This window comes from Rhodobacter viridis, from assembly GCF_003217355.1.
In the GTDB taxonomy this organism is placed as follows: Bacteria; Pseudomonadota; Alphaproteobacteria; order Rhodobacterales; family Rhodobacteraceae; genus Rhodobacter; species Rhodobacter viridis.
Map to the genome: position 1 here is coordinate 188895 of NZ_QJTK01000003.1, position 19033 is coordinate 207927.

The 19033-nt window shown below is 65.8% G+C and carries 14 protein-coding genes; 4 read left to right on the forward strand and 10 right to left on the reverse strand.

Features of this window, described 5'->3' with window-relative positions; all coding sequences use genetic code 11:
- Positions 1-2 precede the first annotated feature (2 nt).
- The 4 genes from C8J30_RS06415 to C8J30_RS06430 all read right to left on the reverse strand — a co-directional run bounded on the left by C8J30_RS06415 (position 3) and on the right by C8J30_RS06430 (position 6822).
- Positions 3-851 carry a L,D-transpeptidase gene (locus C8J30_RS06415; protein ID WP_110805027.1) on the reverse strand — a complete coding sequence of 283 codons (849 nt, stop codon included), beginning with the start codon at positions 849-851 and terminating at the stop codon, positions 3-5.
- Positions 852-1021: 170 nt separating this feature from the next.
- Positions 1022-2227 carry an aminopeptidase P family protein gene (locus tag C8J30_RS06420; protein WP_110804885.1) on the reverse strand — a complete coding sequence of 402 codons (1206 nt, stop codon included), beginning with the start codon at positions 2225-2227 and terminating at the stop codon, positions 1022-1024.
- 403 nt (positions 2228-2630) lie between these two features.
- Positions 2631-5699, reverse strand: a complete 3069-nt coding sequence (locus tag C8J30_RS06425) for an efflux RND transporter permease subunit (protein WP_110804886.1) — start codon at positions 5697-5699, stop codon at positions 2631-2633.
- A gap of 10 nt (positions 5700-5709) precedes the next feature.
- Complete coding sequence (locus C8J30_RS06430) at positions 5710-6822, reverse strand: efflux RND transporter periplasmic adaptor subunit (RefSeq protein WP_110804887.1); 1113 nt, start codon at positions 6820-6822, stop codon at positions 5710-5712.
- Positions 6823-7108: 286 nt separating this feature from the next.
- Here C8J30_RS06430 and C8J30_RS06435 point away from each other — a divergent pair, with 286 nt between their 5' ends.
- From C8J30_RS06435 to C8J30_RS06445, 3 genes are all read left to right on the forward strand, one after another.
- Positions 7109-7525: a hypothetical protein gene (locus tag C8J30_RS06435; RefSeq protein ID WP_245909716.1), complete on the forward strand. Its 417-nt coding sequence runs from the start codon at positions 7109-7111 to the stop codon at positions 7523-7525.
- A 131-nt stretch (positions 7526-7656) separates the two neighbouring features.
- The gene (locus tag C8J30_RS06440; RefSeq protein ID WP_110804888.1) at positions 7657-7839 is read left to right on the forward strand and encodes a CTP synthetase; all 183 of its coding nucleotides are present in this window, start codon (positions 7657-7659) and stop codon (positions 7837-7839) included.
- A 136-nt stretch (positions 7840-7975) separates the two neighbouring features.
- A complete protein-coding gene (locus tag C8J30_RS06445) occupies positions 7976-8464 on the forward strand; it encodes a cytochrome b (protein WP_110804889.1) in 489 nt (162 codons plus the stop codon).
- 3 nt (positions 8465-8467) lie between these two features.
- On the opposite strand, the gene C8J30_RS06450 is transcribed toward C8J30_RS06445, so the two are convergent.
- Both C8J30_RS06450 and glyA read right to left on the reverse strand, forming a co-directional pair.
- Positions 8468-9250, reverse strand: coding sequence for an alpha/beta fold hydrolase (locus C8J30_RS06450; RefSeq protein ID WP_110804890.1), 783 nt, complete (start codon positions 9248-9250; stop codon positions 8468-8470).
- An 82-nt stretch (positions 9251-9332) separates the two neighbouring features.
- Positions 9333-10625 carry a serine hydroxymethyltransferase gene (glyA, locus tag C8J30_RS06455; RefSeq protein WP_110804891.1) on the reverse strand — a complete coding sequence of 431 codons (1293 nt, stop codon included), beginning with the start codon at positions 10623-10625 and terminating at the stop codon, positions 9333-9335.
- A gap of 195 nt (positions 10626-10820) precedes the next feature.
- On the opposite strand from glyA, the gene C8J30_RS06460 reads away from it, so the two are divergent.
- Positions 10821-11582, forward strand: coding sequence for an NAD kinase (locus C8J30_RS06460; RefSeq protein ID WP_110804892.1), 762 nt, complete (start codon positions 10821-10823; stop codon positions 11580-11582).
- Here C8J30_RS06460 and C8J30_RS06465 read toward each other — a convergent pair.
- From C8J30_RS06465 to C8J30_RS06480, 4 genes are all read right to left on the reverse strand, one after another.
- Complete coding sequence (locus C8J30_RS06465; protein WP_110804893.1) at positions 11579-12943, reverse strand: sigma-54-dependent transcriptional regulator; 1365 nt, start codon at positions 12941-12943, stop codon at positions 11579-11581. The genes C8J30_RS06460 and C8J30_RS06465 overlap by 4 nt on opposite strands.
- Positions 12940-14397 (reverse strand): ATP-binding protein, encoded by a 1458-nt coding sequence (locus tag C8J30_RS06470; RefSeq protein WP_220033703.1) that lies wholly within the window; start codon positions 14395-14397, stop codon positions 12940-12942. Before C8J30_RS06470 ends, C8J30_RS06465 begins: the two co-directional genes overlap by 4 nt.
- Before the next feature lie 221 nt (positions 14398-14618).
- Positions 14619-16511 (reverse strand): propionyl-CoA synthetase, encoded by a 1893-nt coding sequence (locus tag C8J30_RS06475; RefSeq protein WP_110804895.1) that lies wholly within the window; start codon positions 16509-16511, stop codon positions 14619-14621.
- Positions 16512-16713: 202 nt separating this feature from the next.
- Entirely contained in the window at positions 16714-18993 is a 2280-nt protein-coding gene (locus C8J30_RS06480; RefSeq protein ID WP_110805029.1) for an NADP-dependent malic enzyme, read from the reverse strand.
- Between the last annotated feature and the right edge of the window lie 40 nt (positions 18994-19033).

The window sequence follows — 19033 nt, forward strand, 5'->3', positions numbered from 1 at the left end:
GCTCAGTTGCCCGCGCCAGCCCGCCGGGCGGCTTCGACCGCGGCGGCGTGCTGCTGGGCTTCCAGCACCGCCGGATCGGTGATCTGACCGGCGGCCCAGGCGGCGTCATCGGCGGCGATCAGCTCGACCTCGGCCTCGGGCACGACATAGCCGGTATGCAGCTCGTGCATCGGGCCTTCGAGTTCAAGGCTCTCGGCGCGGGTGCGGACCTTGACGCGGGTGCCCATCGGCGCCTCGTCGAACATGTCGATGATGTCCTGGTTGAAGAGCCGGATGCAGCCCGCCGAGGTGGCCTTGCCGATCGAGGACGGGTCCATCGTGCCATGGATGCGGAAATAGGTGTCGTGGCCGTTGCGGTAAAGATACAGCGCCCGCGCACCAAGCGGGTTGTCGAGCCCGCCCTTGAGCCCGCCCGCCAGCGGCCCGTACAGCGCGGGGTCATTGCGCACCATCCGCGAGGTCGGTTGCCAGGACGGGTACATTTCCTTGCGGCCGACGACGGCATTGCCGGAAAAGCCCTTGCCCGCCTTGCCGACGGCAATGCCGAAACGCATCGCCTTGCCCGGCTCGACGACGTGGTAAAGCACGCGCGCATAGGGGTCGATGACGATCGTATCCTTGCCCTCGGGGCCGGTGTATTCGACCCAGCGGCGGCGGTTGCGTTCGTTCAGATAGACGGGGTTCACCGCGGGCACGACGCGCTCGCCATCCGGGCGGGCCTGATATTCCGGCGGCACGCCCCGGAGCGGCGCCTGGGTGGCGGCCTTCGGATCGGCGGCACAGCCTGCCAGAACGGAAAGAACCAGAAGTCCCGCAAGCGGGGCGCGGTAGACAAACGAAAGACGGGACACGGGCAGCACCTGTCGAAGAATGAGCGAATCCCCCCGCAAGCGGGGCATTGGCGGCGATCAGGGGGCGGCGCCGACGCAAGGTCAAGCCCTCGCGCGGTCGTGATCCTGAAAAGTCGTGAAAATTCCGCTGGCTGTGGCGAAAGGGGCGGCCTTTGCCGCCCCTGCCGGTCTTACCCCACGACGTTGAAGCCGGGACCGTAGGGGTATTTGGTGATGTCTTCGGCGCCATCTTCGCCGATCACCAGAATGTCGTGCTCGCGGTAGCCGCCCGCGCCCGGCATGCCTTCGGGCAGGGTCAGCATCGGTTCCATGCTGATGACCATGCCGGGTTCCAGCACGGTGTCGATATCCTCGCGCAACTCGAGCCCCGCCTCGCGGCCGTAGTAATGGGACAGCACGCCGAAGGAATGGCCATAGCCGAAGGTGCGGTATTGCAGCAGCTGCCGTTCCTCGAAGAAGGCGTTGATCTTGTGCGTGACCTCGGAGCAGACGGCGCCCGGCACCAGAAGCGACATGCCGTATTCATGCGCGGCGACGTTCGCCTCCCAGATCTTCAAGCTTGCCGGATCGACCTCGCCGACGAACATCGTGCGTTCGAGCGCGGTGTAATAGCCCGAGATCATCGGGAAGCAGTTCAGGCTGAGGATGTCGCCGCGCTTCAGCACCCGCCCCGTCACCGGGTTGTGGGCGCCGTCGGTGTTCATCCCGGACTGGAACCAGACCCAGGTGTCGCGGTATTCGGCATCGGGGAAGCGTTTGGCGATTTCCGCTTCCATCGCATCGCGGCCCGCCATCGCGACGTCGATCTCGCGAATGCCTTCCTTGATCGTGTCGTGGATCGCATAGCCGCCCACATCGGCCACGGCGGCGCCGTGCTTGATCAGGTCGATTTCGGCAGGCGATTTCACCATCCGCTGCGTCATCGTCGCCGGGGCGATGTCCAACCCGCGCTTCGGTTTCAGGAAGTGATTGAACTTCTCCGCGTTCAGCATCGTCAGGTGATCGGCCTCGCAGCCCACCGCCTTGCCTTGGCCCACGACATGGGCGACCGCGCGCCAGTAATTGTCGCGCGCCCAGTCGGTATAGGTCAGGCTTTCCCCATGCGAGCGCCGCCAGGGTTGGCCCGCGTCGATGCCCGCCGAGATCACCACCGAGCGGTCCTTCGTCACCACCAGCCCGTAGGGACGGCCGAAGCTGCAGTAAAGGAAGCCCGAGTAATAGGCGATGTTGTGCATCGAGGTGAGCAGCACGGCGTCAAGGCTGTGCAGCTCCATGATGTCGCGCAGGCCTGCAAGGCGCGCCTCGTATTCCGCGGCCTCGAAGGGCAGCAGAACCTTGGGGCCATTTTCGCAGGTGTAGAATTCCGGTCTTTGCATGATCTGTCCTTTGGGCCTCTGGGACCCCGAAAGATCCCGGCGTTCAGGACGTAAGCGGGGAAACCCCCGCAAGCATCGGGCAGGGCCCTGTGGCGACGCCATCGCCACGGCTCAACCCCAGAATGCCAAAGGGCAGGGCAGCTGGCAAGGGGGCGACAAGGCTCTTTCCGGTTGCCATGGCCGAGGCCATCGCCGAGGTCACGCGGCACATCCATCCCTGTGACCGCCGAGTGCTTCAGGCACTCGGCCAGCGCCCGCCCCGCCCATGGCGGGCGCTTTCGCGCCGCCGGGGCTGGGCGCTGGCCTCTGCTGTGCCTCGGGCAAACGGTCTTGCGACCTCTGTGGCGCTTTCGGGCGGGGAAAGGCGGTGCCTTTCCTTCTCCGCCCGATCCTGCGGCAGGATTTACCCCGCCGCCAGCCGTTTTTCTTCCGCCGCCTTCATCGCCGCATCGGAGGGCGCGATGAAGGTATAGAACATCGGCACCACGAACAGCGTGAACATCGTCCCGATCAAGAGGCCCGAGAACATCACCATCCCCATCGCCTCACGCGCCGCCGCCCCCGCGCCATCGGCGATGACGAGCGGCACCACCGCCAGCGCCATCGCGGCGGTGGTCATCAGGATCGGCCGCAGTCGGGTCTTCGCCGCCAGCACGATCGCCTCGTTCCGGCTCAGCCCGTGTTTCTCGCGCTGCTGGTTGGCGAATTCCACCATCAGGATGCCGTGCTTGGTGATCAGCCCGATCAGCGTGATCATCCCCACCTGCGAATAGATGTTCAGCGTGCCAAGCCCGAGGTTGAGCGGCAGCACCGCGCCGAAGATCGTCAGCGGCACCGACATCAGAATGATGAACGGGTCGCGCAGGCTCTCGAACTGCGCGGCGAGCACCAGATAGATCACCAGCACGGCAGCCGCGAAGGCGATCATCAGCGTGTTGCCCTGGGTCTGCTCCAGCCGCGACTGCCCGGCGTAATCGAGGAAGAAGCCCTCCGGCATCACCTCGTTCGCGATCTGCACGATCGCCGCCAGACCATCGCCCGAGGATTGCCCCGGGATCGGCAGCGCCGAAATCGTCGCCGAGTTCAGCTGGTTGAACTGCTCGACCTTCGAGGCCATCGAGCCGGTGTCGATCTTCACCACGGAGGACAGCGGCACCATCTCGCCGCTCGCCGCGCGGACGAAGTAGCGGCCCAGATCCTCGGGGTTGCCGCGGTAGTCCTTGGGCACCTGCAGGATGATGTCATAGCTGTTGGAGTCACGGTCGAACTGCGCCACCGAGCCGCCGCCGACCAGCAGGCCGAGCGTCGCGCCGATGTCGGAGACGGGCACGTTCAGCGCCGCCGCCCGGTCGCGGTCGATGGTCACGCGGACCTCGGGCGCGTCAAACGACAGCGAGTTCTGCACGAAGATGAACTTGTGGGTTGCCTGCGCCTTTTGCCGGATCTCCTCGGCCACTTCGGCGACGCGGTCCGGCCCGTAGATCGACTGCACCACGACCGAAATCGGCAGGCTGCCGCCCGCGCCCGGCAGGGTGGGGGGGGCGAAGGCGAAGCCCTCCATCCCGGTCGAGGCATCGATCGACGCCTGAATGTCCTTCTGCACGTCTTCCTGCGAGCGGTCGCGGTCGGCCCATTTCTCCAGCGCCCAGATGTAGATCCCCATGCTGTCCGAGCCACCGAAACCGGCGATCGAAAAGGCGGTGCGGACCTCGGGAATGTCCTTCGTCGCCTGCCCGAGCTGGTCGATGTAATGCGCGGTGTAATCGGCGGTTGCATAGCGCGGCCCCTGCACCATCGCGATCACCGCGCCCTGATCCTCGTCGGGGGCAAGCTCGGTCTGGGTGTGGCGGAACATGAAGCCCATCGTGCCCACCAGCACCACGACGACAAGCAGCGTCACCGGGCGGAATTTCAGCGAGCCCGCCACGCGGCGTTCGTAGAAATTCGCGAACCGCTCGAAGGTACGGTCGACGAAGGCGGCAAAGCCCGTGGCGTGCCCCTCTTTCAGGATCCGCCCCGACATCATCGGCGTGATCGTCAGCGCGATGATCCCCGACAGGATCACCGAGCCCGCCAGGGTGAAAGCGAATTCGCGGAACAGCGCCCCCGTCACGCCGCCGGTAAAGGCCAGCGGCGACAGCACCGCGGCCAGCGTGATCGTCATCGCGACGACGGCGCCGGTGATTTCCTTCATCCCCTGCACGGCGGCGGGGATCGGTTTCATCCCCTCCTCCATGTGGCGATGGATGTTCTCGACCACGACGATCGCGTCATCGACGACGAGCCCGATCGCCAGCACCATGGCGAGCAGCGTCAGCAGGTTGATCGAATACCCAAGCGCCAGCAGCACCGCCATCACGCCGACAAGCGACAACGGGATGGTGACGATCGGCATCAGCACGGATCGGATCGAGCCAAGGAACAACAAGATCACCAGCACCACGATCGCCACCGCTTCCGCGATCGTCTTGAAGACTTCGGTGATCGAGGCCGAGATCTGCTCGGTCGTGTCATAGACAAGCTCGATCGTCATGCCCTCGGGCAGGGTATCGGCGATTTTCGGCAATTCGGCCCGCACCGCCGCAGCGGTGTCGAGCGGGTTGGCCGAGGGCGTCGGCGACAGCCCGATGAACGTCCCCCGGGCGCCGTTGAAGGTGACGATCTCGCCGCTGTCATCCGACGAGAGTTCGACCCGGGCCACGTCGCGCAGCCGCACCACCGCATCGCCCTCGGCGCGGATCGGCAGCGCGCCGAAAGCCTCGGGCGTCTGCAGCGTCGATTTCAGCGTGATCGACTTCGTGACGTATTCGTTTTCCGTCGAGCCCGGCGCGGCCAGATAGTTCGAGGCCCGGATCGCCGCCAGCACCTCGGAGGCGGTCACCCCCCGCGCGGCGAGCTTCATCGGGTCAAGCCAGACCCGCATCGCGTAATTCGCCGCCCCGATCACCTCGATCTCCGCCACGCCCGGAATGGTGGACATCCGCGGCCGCACGACGCGTTCCAGATATTCGGTCAGCTGTTCCGTCGTCATGTTCGGGTTCAGCGCCGCCAGATACATCAGCGCGAAGGTATGCCCGTTGCCCTTGACGATCACCGGGTCCTCGGCGTCCGAGGGCAGCTTGCCCTTGACCTGCTGCACCTTGGACAGAACCTCGGTCAGCGCCGTATCGGGATCGGCGCCAAGCTTCATGTTGACGGACACCTGCGACACCGACGGCATCGAGGAGGAGGTGACGTAATCGATGTTTTCCGTTGTCGCCACCGCCGCCTCGATCGGTGCGGTGATGAAGCCCTGAATCAGGTCGGGCGAGGCGCCCGGATAGGTCGTGGTGATGGTGACGACGGTCTCGTCCACCTTCGGATATTGCCGCACCGGCAGGCTCATGAAGGCCTGAAAGCCCAGCAGAAGCATGAAGGCGCCCAGCACCATCGACAGGACGGGGCGACGGATGAAGAGTTCGGAAAAATGCATCCCCCGGCCCTCAGTTCCCGCCCGCGCCCGTCAGCGCTTGCGAATTGTCGATCTTGACCAGCGCGCCCGAGGACAGCTTGTTCTGCCCCGCATTCACCACCTGATCGCCCGGTTGCAGGCCGGTGCGGATCTCGACCTTGTTGTCGAAATGACGGCCGACCTTGATGAAGACCTGCCGGGCATGCAGCTCGGCCGTGTCGGAGCCTTCGGGTTTTTCCTCGCGCACGACGAAGACGCTGTCGCCATAAAGGCTCGACGAGATCACCGTCTGCGGCAGGGCGATCACGTCCTTCTCGACCGGCAGCGCCACGCGCACGCGCAGGAACTGGCCGGGTGTCAGCGTGTCATGGTCGTTCGGCACGTCGGCGCGCAGCGTCACCAGCCGCGAATTCGGGTCGATCTTCGGCTCGATGCCGGTGATCTTGCCCTCGACCGAGACATCGCCCACTTCCGAGGTGACGGTGACCGGCATGCCGGGCTTGACCAGCGCCGCATCGCTTTCGGTCAGGGTGAAATCGACGCGCATCCGCGAACGGTCCTGCAGCGTCGCAAAGGTGGTGCCCGCGGCGACATAGGAGCCGATCTCGATCTTCGGAATCCCGATCGTGCCGGCAAAGGGCGCTGTCAGCTGTTTCGTCGACAGCGTCGCTTCCAGTTTCGCCACGGTGGCCCGGGCCTCGATCGCGGCGGCTTCCGCCTCATCGAGCGCCGAGGTCGCCGAAACGCCCTTTTGCCGCAGTTCCTTGGCGCGGGTCAGCGCGGTTTCAGCCAGCGTTTCCCCGGCCCGGGCGGCGTCCAGATCGGCGCGCTCCTGCCGGTCGTCGATCTGCACCAGCGCCTGACCCTTGGCGACACGGTCGTTCGCGGTGAAGCGGATTTCGCGCACGATGCCCGCGGCTTCGGTGGCCAGATCGGTCCCCTGTACGGCGGCGGCGGTGCCGATCGCCTCGAGTCCGGGTTGCCAATCCTCTGCCGTCACCTTGGTCACCGAGACGGCGACGGCCGGGGCCTTCATGTTGGCGAAGATGCCGGCGATCATCTTGCCGACGAACAGGTTGTAGCCAATGATCCCCCCCGCCACGATGACGAGAGCGACGATGGCGATGAGCAGGCGTTTGATCATGGGCGGCTCCGCAGACGCGACGTGGATGGGCGCGACGAGCGCCACGCCAAGCCCACCCGTCGCAAGGACCGGGCAGGCGGATTTTCTTGGCAGAACATGTGGTGCGCAAAGCCGAAAGACAAGCCGCAGGGATCTCGCATTTCTGCACAGTGGCCCCGCCGCCCCGATTTCGCGCAAAAGCTGTGGAAATCCTGTGCCAAGGTCGCGAAAGGCGTGACCCAGCGGGTGACTTTAACATTTGCTTAACCATGAACGCGGATGCTGAGGGCGTCGAATGGAGGTTGCCATGCACGCCGATCCGACTGCTCAGACCCCCGCCCTCCTTCTTTCCCGGCGCCGTCTGACCGCGCCGCCCCGCCGCGCGGCCCGGTTGCTGTCGACGCCGCTGCTGTTCGCGCTGGTGCTGGCCGTGCTCCTCTCGGCCTGTGGAGCCTCGGCGGCGCCACCGTTTTTCGGCGCCAGCCGTAACGACGTGACCTTGCAGGGCTATCACTTCGCGGTCTTGCTGAAGGACAATCATGCCGAGGTGATCCGGCTGGGCTATCTGTCCCGGGCCGAGCGCAAGGCGGTGCCAGCGTTGATGATCGCGGCGGCCGAGCAGGCTTCGGGCTGCAAGGTCACCGGACCGGCGACGGGGATTTATCGCTCGCCGTCGCTGCCGGGGGATACGGGCGAAGCGCGGTTCGACCTGCGCTGCGGCTGAGACGCCTCGGCCTGCGGCGTTCCGTCGCGGGCGCTGTGTCGCCCGGTCGTCGCCGATCTGACTCAGATCAAGGCCGGATCACGTGCAAACATATCTTCCTTTGCATGAAACGCGCTCGACCGGAGGAACCCATGACCCGCCTTTTCGGCATCATCTATGCCCTCGTCGGCCCCACCGTGGCTGGCGTCCTCATCATCGTGGCGCTGACCATGAACATGTACGACATGAAAACCATGATCTACGCCGCCATCGTCGGCTTCGTCGCCGCCCTTCCCGTCGCCTGGGTCGTGGCGGGCAAGATCAACGACGCGTGATCGCGGACAGATCGGGCGCGGGGCGGGTTTGGGAAGGAGTTCGCCCCTGCGCTGATCTATCCGCTTGCGGGGCGGGAGGGGCTGTGCAAGCCTTTCCTGCCCCGTTTCAGTTTTGAAACCCGTTCCGGAGGACATCATGCCGATCTCGAAAGGATACAGCCGCACCCAGATCCTGCTCCACTGGGCGGTCGCGGTGCTGATCATCCCGCAATTCCTGTTCAACGACGCCATTGGCGAAGCGTTCGATGCCGGGCTTGAAGGCACGGCCGTGCCGTTCAACGCCGCCGCGCCGTTGCACATTCTGACTGGCCTTCTGATCTGTGCCGCGGTGATCTGGCGCGTCGTGCTGCGCATCACCCATGGCGCCCCGGCGCCCGTGTCGGATCCCAAGGCGCCGATGACGAAAGTCGCCAAGGGCGTGCATCACCTGCTTTATGTGGTGCTGACGCTGATCGTGGTGAGCGGTGCGACCGCGAAATTCGGGGGCATCGAAGCCGCCGGTGACGCGCATGGCATTCTGACCACGGTTCTGCTGGTGTTGCTGGCGCTCCATGTCGCAGGCGCGCTGAAGCAGCAGTTCGTCGAAAAGACGAACGTCATCGCCCGGATGATGAAGGCCGAATAAGCCTCAACGGCCGAGGAAGGTTTCCACGGCCGTTTCCACCTCGCGCGGGCGCTCGGCATGCAGCCAGTGGCCCGCACCTTCGACCGATTGGAAATCCGCGTGCGGGAACAGCGCGCGGATTTTTTCATGGCTCTCGGGGCGGACATAATTCGACGCCGCGCCGTAAAGAAACAGCGCCGGGCCAGTGAAGGGCTTTGCCCCCGCGGGCAGCGGCTCGGGCCAGTCGAGGATCGCGGACAGGTTCGCCGCCAGCGCCGTCAGGTTGAACTTCCAGCGCACCGGCCCGTCGCGCAATTCCAGCGATTGCAGCAGGAATGCCCGCGTGCCGGGGTCTGTCACCATCTCGGCCAGACGCTTGTCGGCCTCGGCGCGCGTCGTCAGATCGTCAAGCTTCATCGCCTGCATCGCCGCGATCAGCCCGCCATGCGCCGCGCCGTGGGAGTAGGGCACGGGGGCCATGTCGGCCACCACCAGCCGCTCGACCAGCCCCGGCCGGGTCAGGGCAAGCATCATCGCCGCCTTGCCGCCCATCGAATGCCCCATCACATCGCAGGCGCGGCCCTCGGCCTCGATCACCGCGGCCAGATCGGCGGCCAGATCGGGGTAGGTATGGCTGTCGGCCCAGAAACTGTCGCCGTGATTGCGCAGATCAAGCGCGAGCACCTTCCGCCCTGCCGACAGCCGCTTCGCGATCACGCCCCAGTTCCGGCCCGAGCCGAAAAGACCCGGGGCAATCAAGAGCGGCGGCAGGGCGGTGTCGGGGCCATGGGCGATGAAACTCAGCATGTGCGGGATCTAGCGTGCAGCCGCCGTTCGGACAATGAAAAAGGCCCCCGAAACCGGGGGCCTTCTCGATCTGGTGAACCGCTCAGAGCGCCGGATAGAGCGGGAATTTCGCGCAGAGCGCCGAGACTTCCGCCCGCACTTCGGCTTCGACGGCGTCATTGCCCTCTTCGCCATTGGCGGCCAGCCCATCGACGACCTTGATGATCAGCCGGGCGATCTGACGGAACTCTTCTTCCTTGAAGCCGCGGGTGGTGCCGGCGGGCGTGCCCAGACGGATGCCCGAGGTCACGGTCGGCTTTTCCGGGTCGAAGGGGATGCCGTTCTTGTTGCAGGTGATATGCGCGCGGCCGAGCGCCTTGTCGGTGGCGTTGCCCTTCACGCCTTTCGGGCGCAGGTCCACCAGCATGACGTGCGTATCGGTGCCGCCGGTGACGATGTCGAGACCGCCCTTCATCAGCTCATCGGCCAGCGCTTGCGCGTTGGAGATGACCTGTTTCGCATAGACCTTGAATTCGGGGCGCAGCGCCTCGCCGAAGGCGACGGCCTTGGCGGCGATGACATGCATCAGCGGCCCGCCCTGAATCCCCGGGAAGATCGCCGAATTGACCTTTTTCGCGATCTCTTCGTTGTTCGTCAGGATCATGCCGCCACGCGGACCGCGGAGCGTCTTGTGCGTGGTGGTCGTCGCCACATCCGCATAGGGGAAGGGCGAGGGATGCGCGCCACCGGCCACGAGACCGGCAAAGTGGGCCATGTCGACCATCAGATACGCGCCGACGCTGTCGGCGATCTCGCGCATTTTCGCGAAGTCGATCTGACGCGGAATGGCCGAGCCACCGGCGATGATCAGCTTCGGATTATGCTCTTTCGCCAGACGGGCGACTTCGTCGTAGTCGATCCGGCAGTCCTGCTGACGCACGCCATATTGCACGGCGTTGAACCATTTGCCCGACTGGTTCGGCGCGGCGCCGTGGGTCAGGTGACCGCCCGAGGCGAGGTTCATGCCAAGGATGGTGTCGCCCGGCTTCAGCAGCGCGTTGAACACGCCCTGGTTCGCTTGGCTCCCCGAGTTCGGTTGCACGTTGGCGAAGGAACAGCCGAAGAGTTCGCAGGCGCGGTCGATCGCCAGTTGCTCGGCCACGTCCACAAACTGGCACCCGCCGTAGTAGCGCTTGCCCGGATAGCCCTCGGCGTATTTGTTCGTCATCACCGAACCCTGCGCTTCCATCACGGCGGCAGAGACGATGTTTTCCGAGGCGATCAGCTCGATTTCGTCGCGCTGACGGCCAAGTTCGCCACGGATGGCGGCGAAAAGCGCGGGGTCACGGCTGGAGAGGCTCTCGGTAAAGAACCCGGCGTCGCGTTGATCGGTCATGGGCAACTCCTGAGGCGAATGTCGTCGTCCGTTTATCGCAGAAAATCGTCACCCGAAAGCACTCAAAGCGACAAACGGGCATTTTGGCGCGTCACGCGGTCGCGACTTCTGCGGGGCAGGAAACGTGCCACGGCGTCGAACGGGCTTGTCATTCGCCCCCCGTCTTGTCACACCAAGAGGAACCGGAGGCCGCCCGTGAACCGACCGAGCAAGATCCATTTCGCGGCCTCGCAGGCCGACAGCGCCCAGGAGGCGCTGGAGGATCTGATCGCGCGCTATGGTCAGGCGTCGCTCGTCGAGGCGGACGTGATCGTGGCCTTGGGCGGCGACGGCATGATGCTGCAATGCCTGCATGCCGGATCGGGGCTGCCGGTCTACGGGATGAACCGCGGCTCGGTCGGCTTCATGATGAACGATTACCGTGTCTTCGACCTGCCCGAGCGGCTCGCCGCGGCGGAAGAAGCGCTGATCAATCCGCTCGCGATGCGGGCGAAGACCGCCGACGGGGTGATCCGCGAGGAGCTGGCGATCAACGAGGTCTCGCTGCTGCGCGCTGGTCCGCAGGCGGCGAAGCTGCGGATTTCCGTGAATGGCAGGGTGCGGATGGAGGAGCTGATCTCGGACGGCGCGATCGTCTCGACCCCCGCCGGTTCGACCGCCTACAACTATTCTGCGCATGGGCCGATCCTGCCGATCGGCTCGGACGTGCTGGCGCTGACGGCGATCGCGCCGTTCCGGCCGCGGCGCTGGCAAGGCGCGATCCTGCCCAGCTCGGCCACGGTGCGCTTTGACGTGCTGGAAGCGGCGAAGCGCCCGGTGATGGCCGATGCCGACAGCCGCTCGGTGAAGCCGGTGCTCTGGGTCGAGATCCGGTCCGAGCCGACGATCACCCACCGCATCCTCTTCGATCCCGGCCACGGGCTGGAAGAACGGCTGATGCGGGAACAATTCGCCTAATCGGTGCGCCAGCTTTCGAGCTTGCGGTAAAGCGTCGAGGCGGCCACGCCCAGATCGGCGGCGGCTTTCGGTACCGCCCCATCGTGGCGATCCAGCGCGGCCTCGATCACCCGGCGCTCGACCTCGGCCAGCGTCAGGCCGGACAGGTCTCCGCTCTCGGTCGAGGGGAGCACCGCGGAGCCGCGCAAGTCGGCGGGCAGCATCGCCGGTGTCAATTCGTCGCCCTCGTGCAGCACGGTGACGGCGCGCAGCACATTCGACAGTTCCCGCACGTTGCCGGGCCAGGAATAGGCCCGCAACAGCGCCATCGCCTCGGGCGAAATCCGGGTGAAACTGCGCCCCTCGATCGCGGCATAGCGGGCGAGGAAGGTCTCGGCGAGCGGCAGGATATCCTCGCCGCGCTGGCGCAGCGGCGGCATCTGCAGGCCCACCACCTGCAGGCGGTAGAACAGATCCTCGCGCAACTGACCCGAGCGCACCGCTTCGGCCAGCGGCATCGTCGAGGCCGAGATGATGCGCAGGTTCACCCGCCGCGCCGCCTCGGCGCCCAAGGGATGCACGAGCCCGCTTTGCAGGAAGCGCAAGAGCCGGGGCTGCAGCGTCGGATGCAATTCGCAGACCTCGTCCAGAAACAGCGTCCCGCCATCGGCCAGTTCGGCCGCGCCAAGCCGGTCCGACAGCGCGCCGACAAAGGCGCCGCGGCGATGGCCGAAGACCTCGGATTCCAGACGGTCGGGCGGGATCGCGCCACAGTCGAGCGTGATGAACGGCCCCTGCGCCCGCGTCGAGAGCCGGTGGATCGCCAGTGCCGCCAGTTCCTTGCCGGTGCCGCTTTCGCCGCTGATGCAGACCGGCGCCATCGAGCGGGCCGCGGCGCGGATGCGGTCGTAGATATCGCGCATGGCCGGGGAATGGCCAATGAAATCGGGCAGGGGCGCACGCGATTCCGTGGAATGCGGCGGATGGGCGATCGTCGCGGCGCGGCGGGCGGCCTCGACCGCCTCCATCAGCCGCGATTCCGTGACCGGCTTCACCAGATAATCCAGCGCCCCCCTGCGGATCGCGGCCACTGTCCGCTCGGTCGAGCGTTCCGCGGCGACCACCACGACCGAGGTTTCGGGGCGCATTTCCAGCAGATCGACGAGAAGATCGAGCCCGTCGCGGTCGGGCAGCATCAGATCGAGCAGCACCACCGAAATCGGGTGCACCCGGAACATCTCCAGCCCCTCGGCGGCTGTGCCCGTCGACACCGTCCGATAGCCCGCGCGTCGCAGATGCGATTCATAGATCGTCCGCATCGAGGCGGTGTCTTCGACCAGCAGGATATCGGGGGCATCAATCGCGGGCAGCGGCAGGTTCATGCACCGACCTCGTCAAAACGTCGCTGTCGGCGCCCGGCATAGGCGATCAGCCGGTCGATCTGCGTCAGCACAGAGCGCCCGATCAGCTGCATCGCGGCGATATCTTCCCTCCGCGCACAGGCGCAAAGCTCTTCGGAGAGTTCCTGCAGCCGCACCGCCCCCACCGCGCCCGAGACCGACAGCAGCACATGGCTGTCCGCCCGCACCAGCGGCAAGTTCGGCTCCGAGAGCCCTGCGACAAGCCCGCGTTCGACCCGGGTCAGATCCGAGATCAGCCGTTGCAGCAGCTCCTGCGAGGCGCCGGGACCGGCCACGGCCAGCAATTCCTCGAAAATGGCCTCGTCGACGACAGGCGGGCAGGGGCGACGCCCGTCGCCCGCGGGATCGGCGCTTTGCCGCTCCATCGCATGGGTGATCGCCTCCGCCAGAGGTTCGATCGCCGTCAGCGGTTTCGAGGCGATCGCATCCGCACCCGCCGCCACGATTGCTTCGCGGTTCGCACGCAAGACATAGGCGGTACAGACCACGATCGGAATCGTGCTGTGCCGCCCGCCACTGGCGCGCAGGGTGCGGATCAGATCGAGCCCGGAGAGCCGGGGCATCTCGGCGTCGATCACCGCCAGATCGTAACTTCCATTGTCGAGCATCTCGAGCGCCTCTACCCCGTCGGGGGCGGTATCACAATGCGCTCCCATGGCGGAGAGCATGTGACCCAGCACCGCCTGATTGAGCGCGCTGTCCTCGGCCACCAGAACCCGCATCCGGCTGAGGTCGGGCAGGGGCATGTCGATCGCCATCTCTGGCGGCATCAACCCCTCGAGCGGCAGCGACAGCGCCACCCGGGCCCCGCCTTCCTCGCGGTTTGAAACCTCGATCCGGCCATCGAGCCTGCGGGCCATGTCGCGCGAGATGAAGAGGCCAAGCCCGTTGCCCGCCTTGCCCGGAACCTCGCCGCGCGCCCCTTGCCGGAACAGTCGCCCGCGCAGCTCCGGGTCGAACCCCGGCCCGTCATCAAGCACGGTGAACAGCAGCCGCGCGTTCGCCTCGACCGTCAGCGCCAGCCGCACAGACCCGCTGTCGGTATATTTCACCGCATTCGAGAGCATGTTCGACAGCACGCGTTCGAGCGCGATCCGGTCGAGCCGCACCAGCACCGGCACGTCGGGGGCCATGGCGACGTGAAAGCCGAGCCCCTTTTCCTGCGCCCGCCCGGTCCAGCGCATCTCGATGTCGTAAAGCAGCCGCGCCAGCTGCACGGTCTGGCGCAAAGGCCCCACGGCCTGATCGGTGACGATCTCGAAGCCTTCCTCGATCAGCCGGGCCATGTCCTCGCCCGCCGCGCGCATCCGTTCGAATTGCAACCGCATCCCGGGGCTCAGATCCTCGTCGGCGAGCAGATGCAGCCCGCCCAGAATATCCGAGACAGCTGCCCTGAGGTCATGCCCGAGGAGCATGATCCGCGCAATCTGTGCCTTGTTTTCCGAGGGTTCGCTGCTGGCGTTTTCGGAGGGAGGACCAATTTCATTCATGACGACACCTTGACCGGTTCATCTTCCAGTCCGGCGTTTGCAAATCAAGTCCCGAGAATGTGGGCGATCGAAAAGTCGAACAGAACTTCGCGCAAAAGGTGCAATAAGACAAGGCCCTGCACGTGCAGGGCCTTGTCGGTGTCGGATCAGGCCGCTTCGGGATAGCCGATCGCCTTCAGCGCCGCGGTGATCTCGTCGAGAATCGCCGGGTCGTCGATCGTCGCGGGCATCTTGTACTCGACGCCATCGGCGATCTTCGCCATCGTGCCGCGCAGGATCTTGCCCGAGCGCGTCTTCGGCAGACGGTCGACGACGACCGCCAGCTTGAACGCCGCAACCGGGCCGATCTGGTCGCGCACCAGACGCACGCATTCCTTGATCACATCGGCCGCCGGGCGGGTGCAGCCCTTGGTCAGGCACAGGAAGCCCATCGGCAACTGGCCCTTGAGCTCGTCCGCGACGCCGATGACGGCGCATTCAGCCACGTCCTTGTGCGAGGCGAGAACCTCTTCCATCGCGCCGGTCGAGAGACGGTGACCCGCGACGTTGATGACGTCGTCGGTCCGGGCCATGATGTAGACATAGCCGTCTTCATCGATGTAGCCCGCGTCGCCGGTCTCGTAATAGCCCGGGAAGTGGCTCAGGTAGCTCTTCTTGAAGCGGTCGTCGGCATTCCACAGCGTCGGCAGCGTGCCGGGCGGCAGCGGCAGCTTGATCGCGATGGCACCCAGCGTGCCCGGGGCCACCGGATGGCCGCCTTCGTCGAGCACCTGCACGTCATAGCCCGGCATCGGCTTCGTCGGCGACCCGACCTTGACCGGCAGAAGTTCGATACCCAGCGGGTTGCCCGCAATCGCCCAGCCGGTTTCGGTCTGCCACCAGTGGTCGATCACCGGCACGCCCAGATGTTCCTGCGCCCATTTCACGGTTTCCGGGTCGGCACGTTCGCCAGCCAGGAACAGCGCCTGCATCTCGTGCAGCTTGTAGCGCTTGATGTAATCGCCGTTCGGGTCTTCGCGACGGATCGCCCGCAGCGCGGTCGGCGCGGTGAAGAACGACTTGATCCGGTGGTTCTGGATGATCCGCCAGAACACGCCCGCATGCGGCGTGCCGACCGGCTTGCCCTCGAACACCACGGTGGTGGCGCCAGCCAGCAGCGGGCCGTAGCAGATGTAGCTGTGACCGACGACCCAACCCACGTCCGAGGCGGCCCAGAAGCGGTCCCCGGCCTCGATGTTGTAGATCGCCTTCATCGACCAATTGAGCGCGACCAGATGGCCCGCGGTCGGACGCACGACGCCCTTCGGCGCCCCGGTGGTGCCCGAGGTATAAAGGATATAGGCGGGGTGGTTGCCCTCGACCGGCACGCATTCGGCCGGTTTCACGCCATACTGGAAGCCGTGCCAGCTGAAGTCGCGGCCCTCGACCAGCTTCGCAACCTCTTGTTCGCGCTGGAAGACGACGCAGAATTCGGGCTTGTGGGTGGCCAGATCGATGGCGGCATCAAGTAGCGGCTTGTAGTGCACGACGCGGCCCGGTTCGAGACCGCACGACGCCGCGATGATCGCTTTCGGCGTGCAGTCGTCGATCCGCACCGCGAGTTCATGCGCGGCAAAGCCGCCGAACACCACCGAGTGAATGGCGCCGATGCGGGCGCAAGCGAGCATCGCTTCCAGCGCTTCCGGGATCATCGGCATGTAGATGATGACGCGGTCACCCTTTTCGACGCCGCGCATGCGCAGCGCGCCCGCAAGGCTCGACACGCGCGCCTGCAGTTCCTTGTAGGTGATGCCCTTCGTCGAATGGGTGATCGGGCTTTCGTGCATGATCGCGATCTGATCGCCGCGACCGGCCAGAACGTGACGGTCCACCGCGTTGAAGCAGGTGTTTACCATGCCGTCGGCAAACCATTCGCCGGCCGGGCCCTGATCGAAATGTGCCTTGGAGGGGCCTTGCACCCAGTCGATGCCCTTGGCCGCATCCATCCAGAACCCTTCGGGGTCCGCCTGCCACGCGGAATAGACTTCCTTGTATCCCATGGTCTCCCTCCTCCAACCTTGCAAGCTTGTTACGAAGGCGGAAAGGTTTGTGCAAGATTGTTACCGCTGCAGGTGCACGGTTGAGCCCGAAATTTGCAGAAGCTGGCCCGGCTGTTGCCGCAAACTTTTGCAAACATTGCGATTCTATGAATGTCGCCGCGAAAGCGAAAAGCGTTTTGCAAAGTTGCCCGGCTTTGCAGAATCAACCGTAAGCGGCAACCGGGGTGCCCGCCAGCACGGCGACGTTCAGCAGTCCGCGCGTGGTGATCGAGGGGGTCACGATATGCGCCCGGTTCCCCATGCCCATGAGAATCGGCCCCACCTCGAGCCCGTTCGCCTTCGCCTTGAGGATGTTGCGCACCCCCGACGCGGCATCGGTATTGGCAAAGACCAGCACATTCGCCGCCCCCTCAAGCCGCGAGTCGGGCAGAAGCCGGGTGCGGATCTGCGGATCGAGCGCGGCATCGATATGCATCTCGCCCTCGTAAACGAAATCGGGCTCGCGGGTGTCGAGCCGCTCCAGCGCCGCGCGCATCCGCCGCCCGGAATCGGTGTCGAGGTTGCCGAATTGGCTGTGCGAGCACAGCGCGACCTTCGGCGCCAGACCGAAGCGACGCACATGCCGCGCCGCCGCCATCACCGTGGCGGTGATCTCGTCCGGCGTCGGTTCGTGATGCACATGGGTGTCGGCGATGAAGAGCGGCCCGTCTTCGAGGATCATCAGGCTGAGCGCGCCGACCGGGTGCAGCCCGCCCCGCGCCAGCACCTGCCGCACATAGCCCAGGTGCCACAGATATTGCCCGAAGGTGCCGCAGATCAGGCTGTCGGCATCGCCCTGATGCACCATGATCGCGCCGATGGCGGTGGTGTTGGTGCGCAAGATCGCCCGGGCCAGATCGGGGGTCACGCCGCGCCGCGCCATCAGCCCGTAATAGGTCTCCCAATAGCTGCGGTAACGGGCGTCGTGTTCGGGGTTCACCACCTCGAAATCGCGCCCGGGCACGAGCGAGAGCCCGGCCCGTTCCGCTCGACGCTCGATCACCTCGGGGCGGCCGATCAGGATCGGTTTCACCGTGGTTTCCTCGATCATCGCCTGCGCCGCGCGCAAGACGCGCTCATCTTCGCCCTCGGCAAAGACGACGCGCCGCGCGGCGGTGGCAGCGGCCTCGAAGACCGGCCGCATCAAGAGCGACGAGCGCACGACCGAGCCTTCAAGCTTGCGCCGGTAGCCGTCCAGATCGGCAATCGGCCGGGTGGCGACGCCGGTTTCCATCGCCGCCTTGGCGACCGCGGTCGAGACAGTGGCGATCAGGCGCGGATCGAAGGGTTTCGGGATCAGGTAATCGGGGCCGAAGGTCAGCTTCTCGCCCCGGTAGGCGGCGGCGGCTTCGGCGACGGTGGTGGCGCGGGCAAGCGCGGCGATGCCTTCGATGCAGGCCAGCTGCATCTCATCATTGATCGTTGTCGCGCCGACGTCCAGAGCGCCGCGGAAGATGAAGGGGAAGCACAGGACGTTGTTGACCTGATTGGGAAAATCGCTGCGGCCGGTGGCGATGATCGCCTCGGGCGCGACGGATCGCACGGCCTCGGGCAGGATCTCGGGCGTCGGATTGGCGAGCGCAAAGACGATCGGGCGCGGCGCCATCCGCGCCACATGCTCGGGGGTCAGCACGCCGGGACCGGAGAGGCCAAGGAACAGATCCGCCCCCTCGATCACGTCATCGAGCGTCCGCTTCGTCGTCGGCTGCGCATAGGCGGCCTTGAGCGGGTTCATGTCGACCTCGCGGCCCTGATAGACCAGCCCGTGAATGTCGCAGAGCCAGACGTTTTCGCGCCGCACGCCCAGTTTCACCAGCATGTTCAGACAGGCGATCCCCGCCGCCCCGCCGCCGGTCGAGACGATCTTGATCTCGTCAAACCGCTTGCCCGCGATGCGCAAGGCATTCGTGGCCGCCGCGCCGACGACAATCGCCGTGCCGTGCTGGTCGTCGTGAAACACCGGGATCTTCATCCGCTCGCGGCAGATCCGCTCGACGATGAAGCAATCGGGGGCCTTGATGTCCTCAAGGTTGATGGCGCCGAAGCTGGGTTCGAGCGCGCAGACGAGATCGGCCAGTTTCTCCGGGTCGGGCTGGTTCACCTCGATGTCGAAGGCGTCGATATTGGCGAATTTCTTGAACAGAACCGCCTTGCCTTCCATCACCGGTTTCGCGGCCAAGGGGCCGATATTTCCCAGCCCCAGAACGGCCGTGCCATTCGTCACCACGGCGACCAGATTGCCCCGCGCGGTGTAGCGCGCCGCCTCGGCCGGGTCGGCCTTGATCTCCAGACAGGCTTCGGCCACGCCCGGCGAATAGGCGCGGCTCAGGTCAAGCCCGTTCGCCAGCGGCTTCGTGGCGCGGATTTCCAGCTTTCCGGGCTTCGGAAATTCGTGGTAATCCAGCGCCGGATGGCGTGCGGACGGGTGCCGATCGGTGGTCATCATGCCTCTCCCTGAAGATGGTTGAGCCTTAAACCAATTC

Excerpts from the sequence above, each read along its gene's own strand:
- C8J30_RS06420 (WP_110804885.1), bottom strand. The coding sequence starts at position 2,227 with ATGCAAAGACCGGAATTCTACACCTGCGAAAATGGCCCCAAGGTTCTG.
- C8J30_RS06425 (WP_110804886.1), bottom strand. The coding sequence starts at position 5,699 with ATGCATTTTTCCGAACTCTTCATCCGTCGCCCCGTCCTGTCGATGGTG.
- C8J30_RS06430 (WP_110804887.1), bottom strand. The coding sequence starts at position 6,822 with ATGATCAAACGCCTGCTCATCGCCATCGTCGCTCTCGTCATCGTGGCG.
- C8J30_RS06435 (WP_245909716.1), top strand. The coding sequence starts at position 7,109 with ATGCACGCCGATCCGACTGCTCAGACCCCCGCCCTCCTTCTTTCCCGG.
- C8J30_RS06440 (WP_110804888.1), top strand. The coding sequence starts at position 7,657 with ATGACCCGCCTTTTCGGCATCATCTATGCCCTCGTCGGCCCCACCGTG.
- C8J30_RS06445 (WP_110804889.1), top strand. The coding sequence starts at position 7,976 with ATGCCGATCTCGAAAGGATACAGCCGCACCCAGATCCTGCTCCACTGG.
- C8J30_RS06450 (WP_110804890.1), bottom strand. The coding sequence starts at position 9,250 with ATGCTGAGTTTCATCGCCCATGGCCCCGACACCGCCCTGCCGCCGCTC.
- glyA (WP_110804891.1), bottom strand. The coding sequence starts at position 10,625 with ATGACCGATCAACGCGACGCCGGGTTCTTTACCGAGAGCCTCTCCAGC.
- C8J30_RS06465 (WP_110804893.1), bottom strand. The coding sequence starts at position 12,943 with ATGAACCTGCCGCTGCCCGCGATTGATGCCCCCGATATCCTGCTGGTC.
- C8J30_RS06470 (WP_220033703.1), bottom strand. The coding sequence starts at position 14,397 with ATGCTCCTCGGGCATGACCTCAGGGCAGCTGTCTCGGATATTCTGGGC.
- C8J30_RS06475 (WP_110804895.1), bottom strand. The coding sequence starts at position 16,511 with ATGGGATACAAGGAAGTCTATTCCGCGTGGCAGGCGGACCCCGAAGGG.
- C8J30_RS06480 (WP_110805029.1), bottom strand. The coding sequence starts at position 18,993 with ATGACCACCGATCGGCACCCGTCCGCACGCCATCCGGCGCTGGATTAC.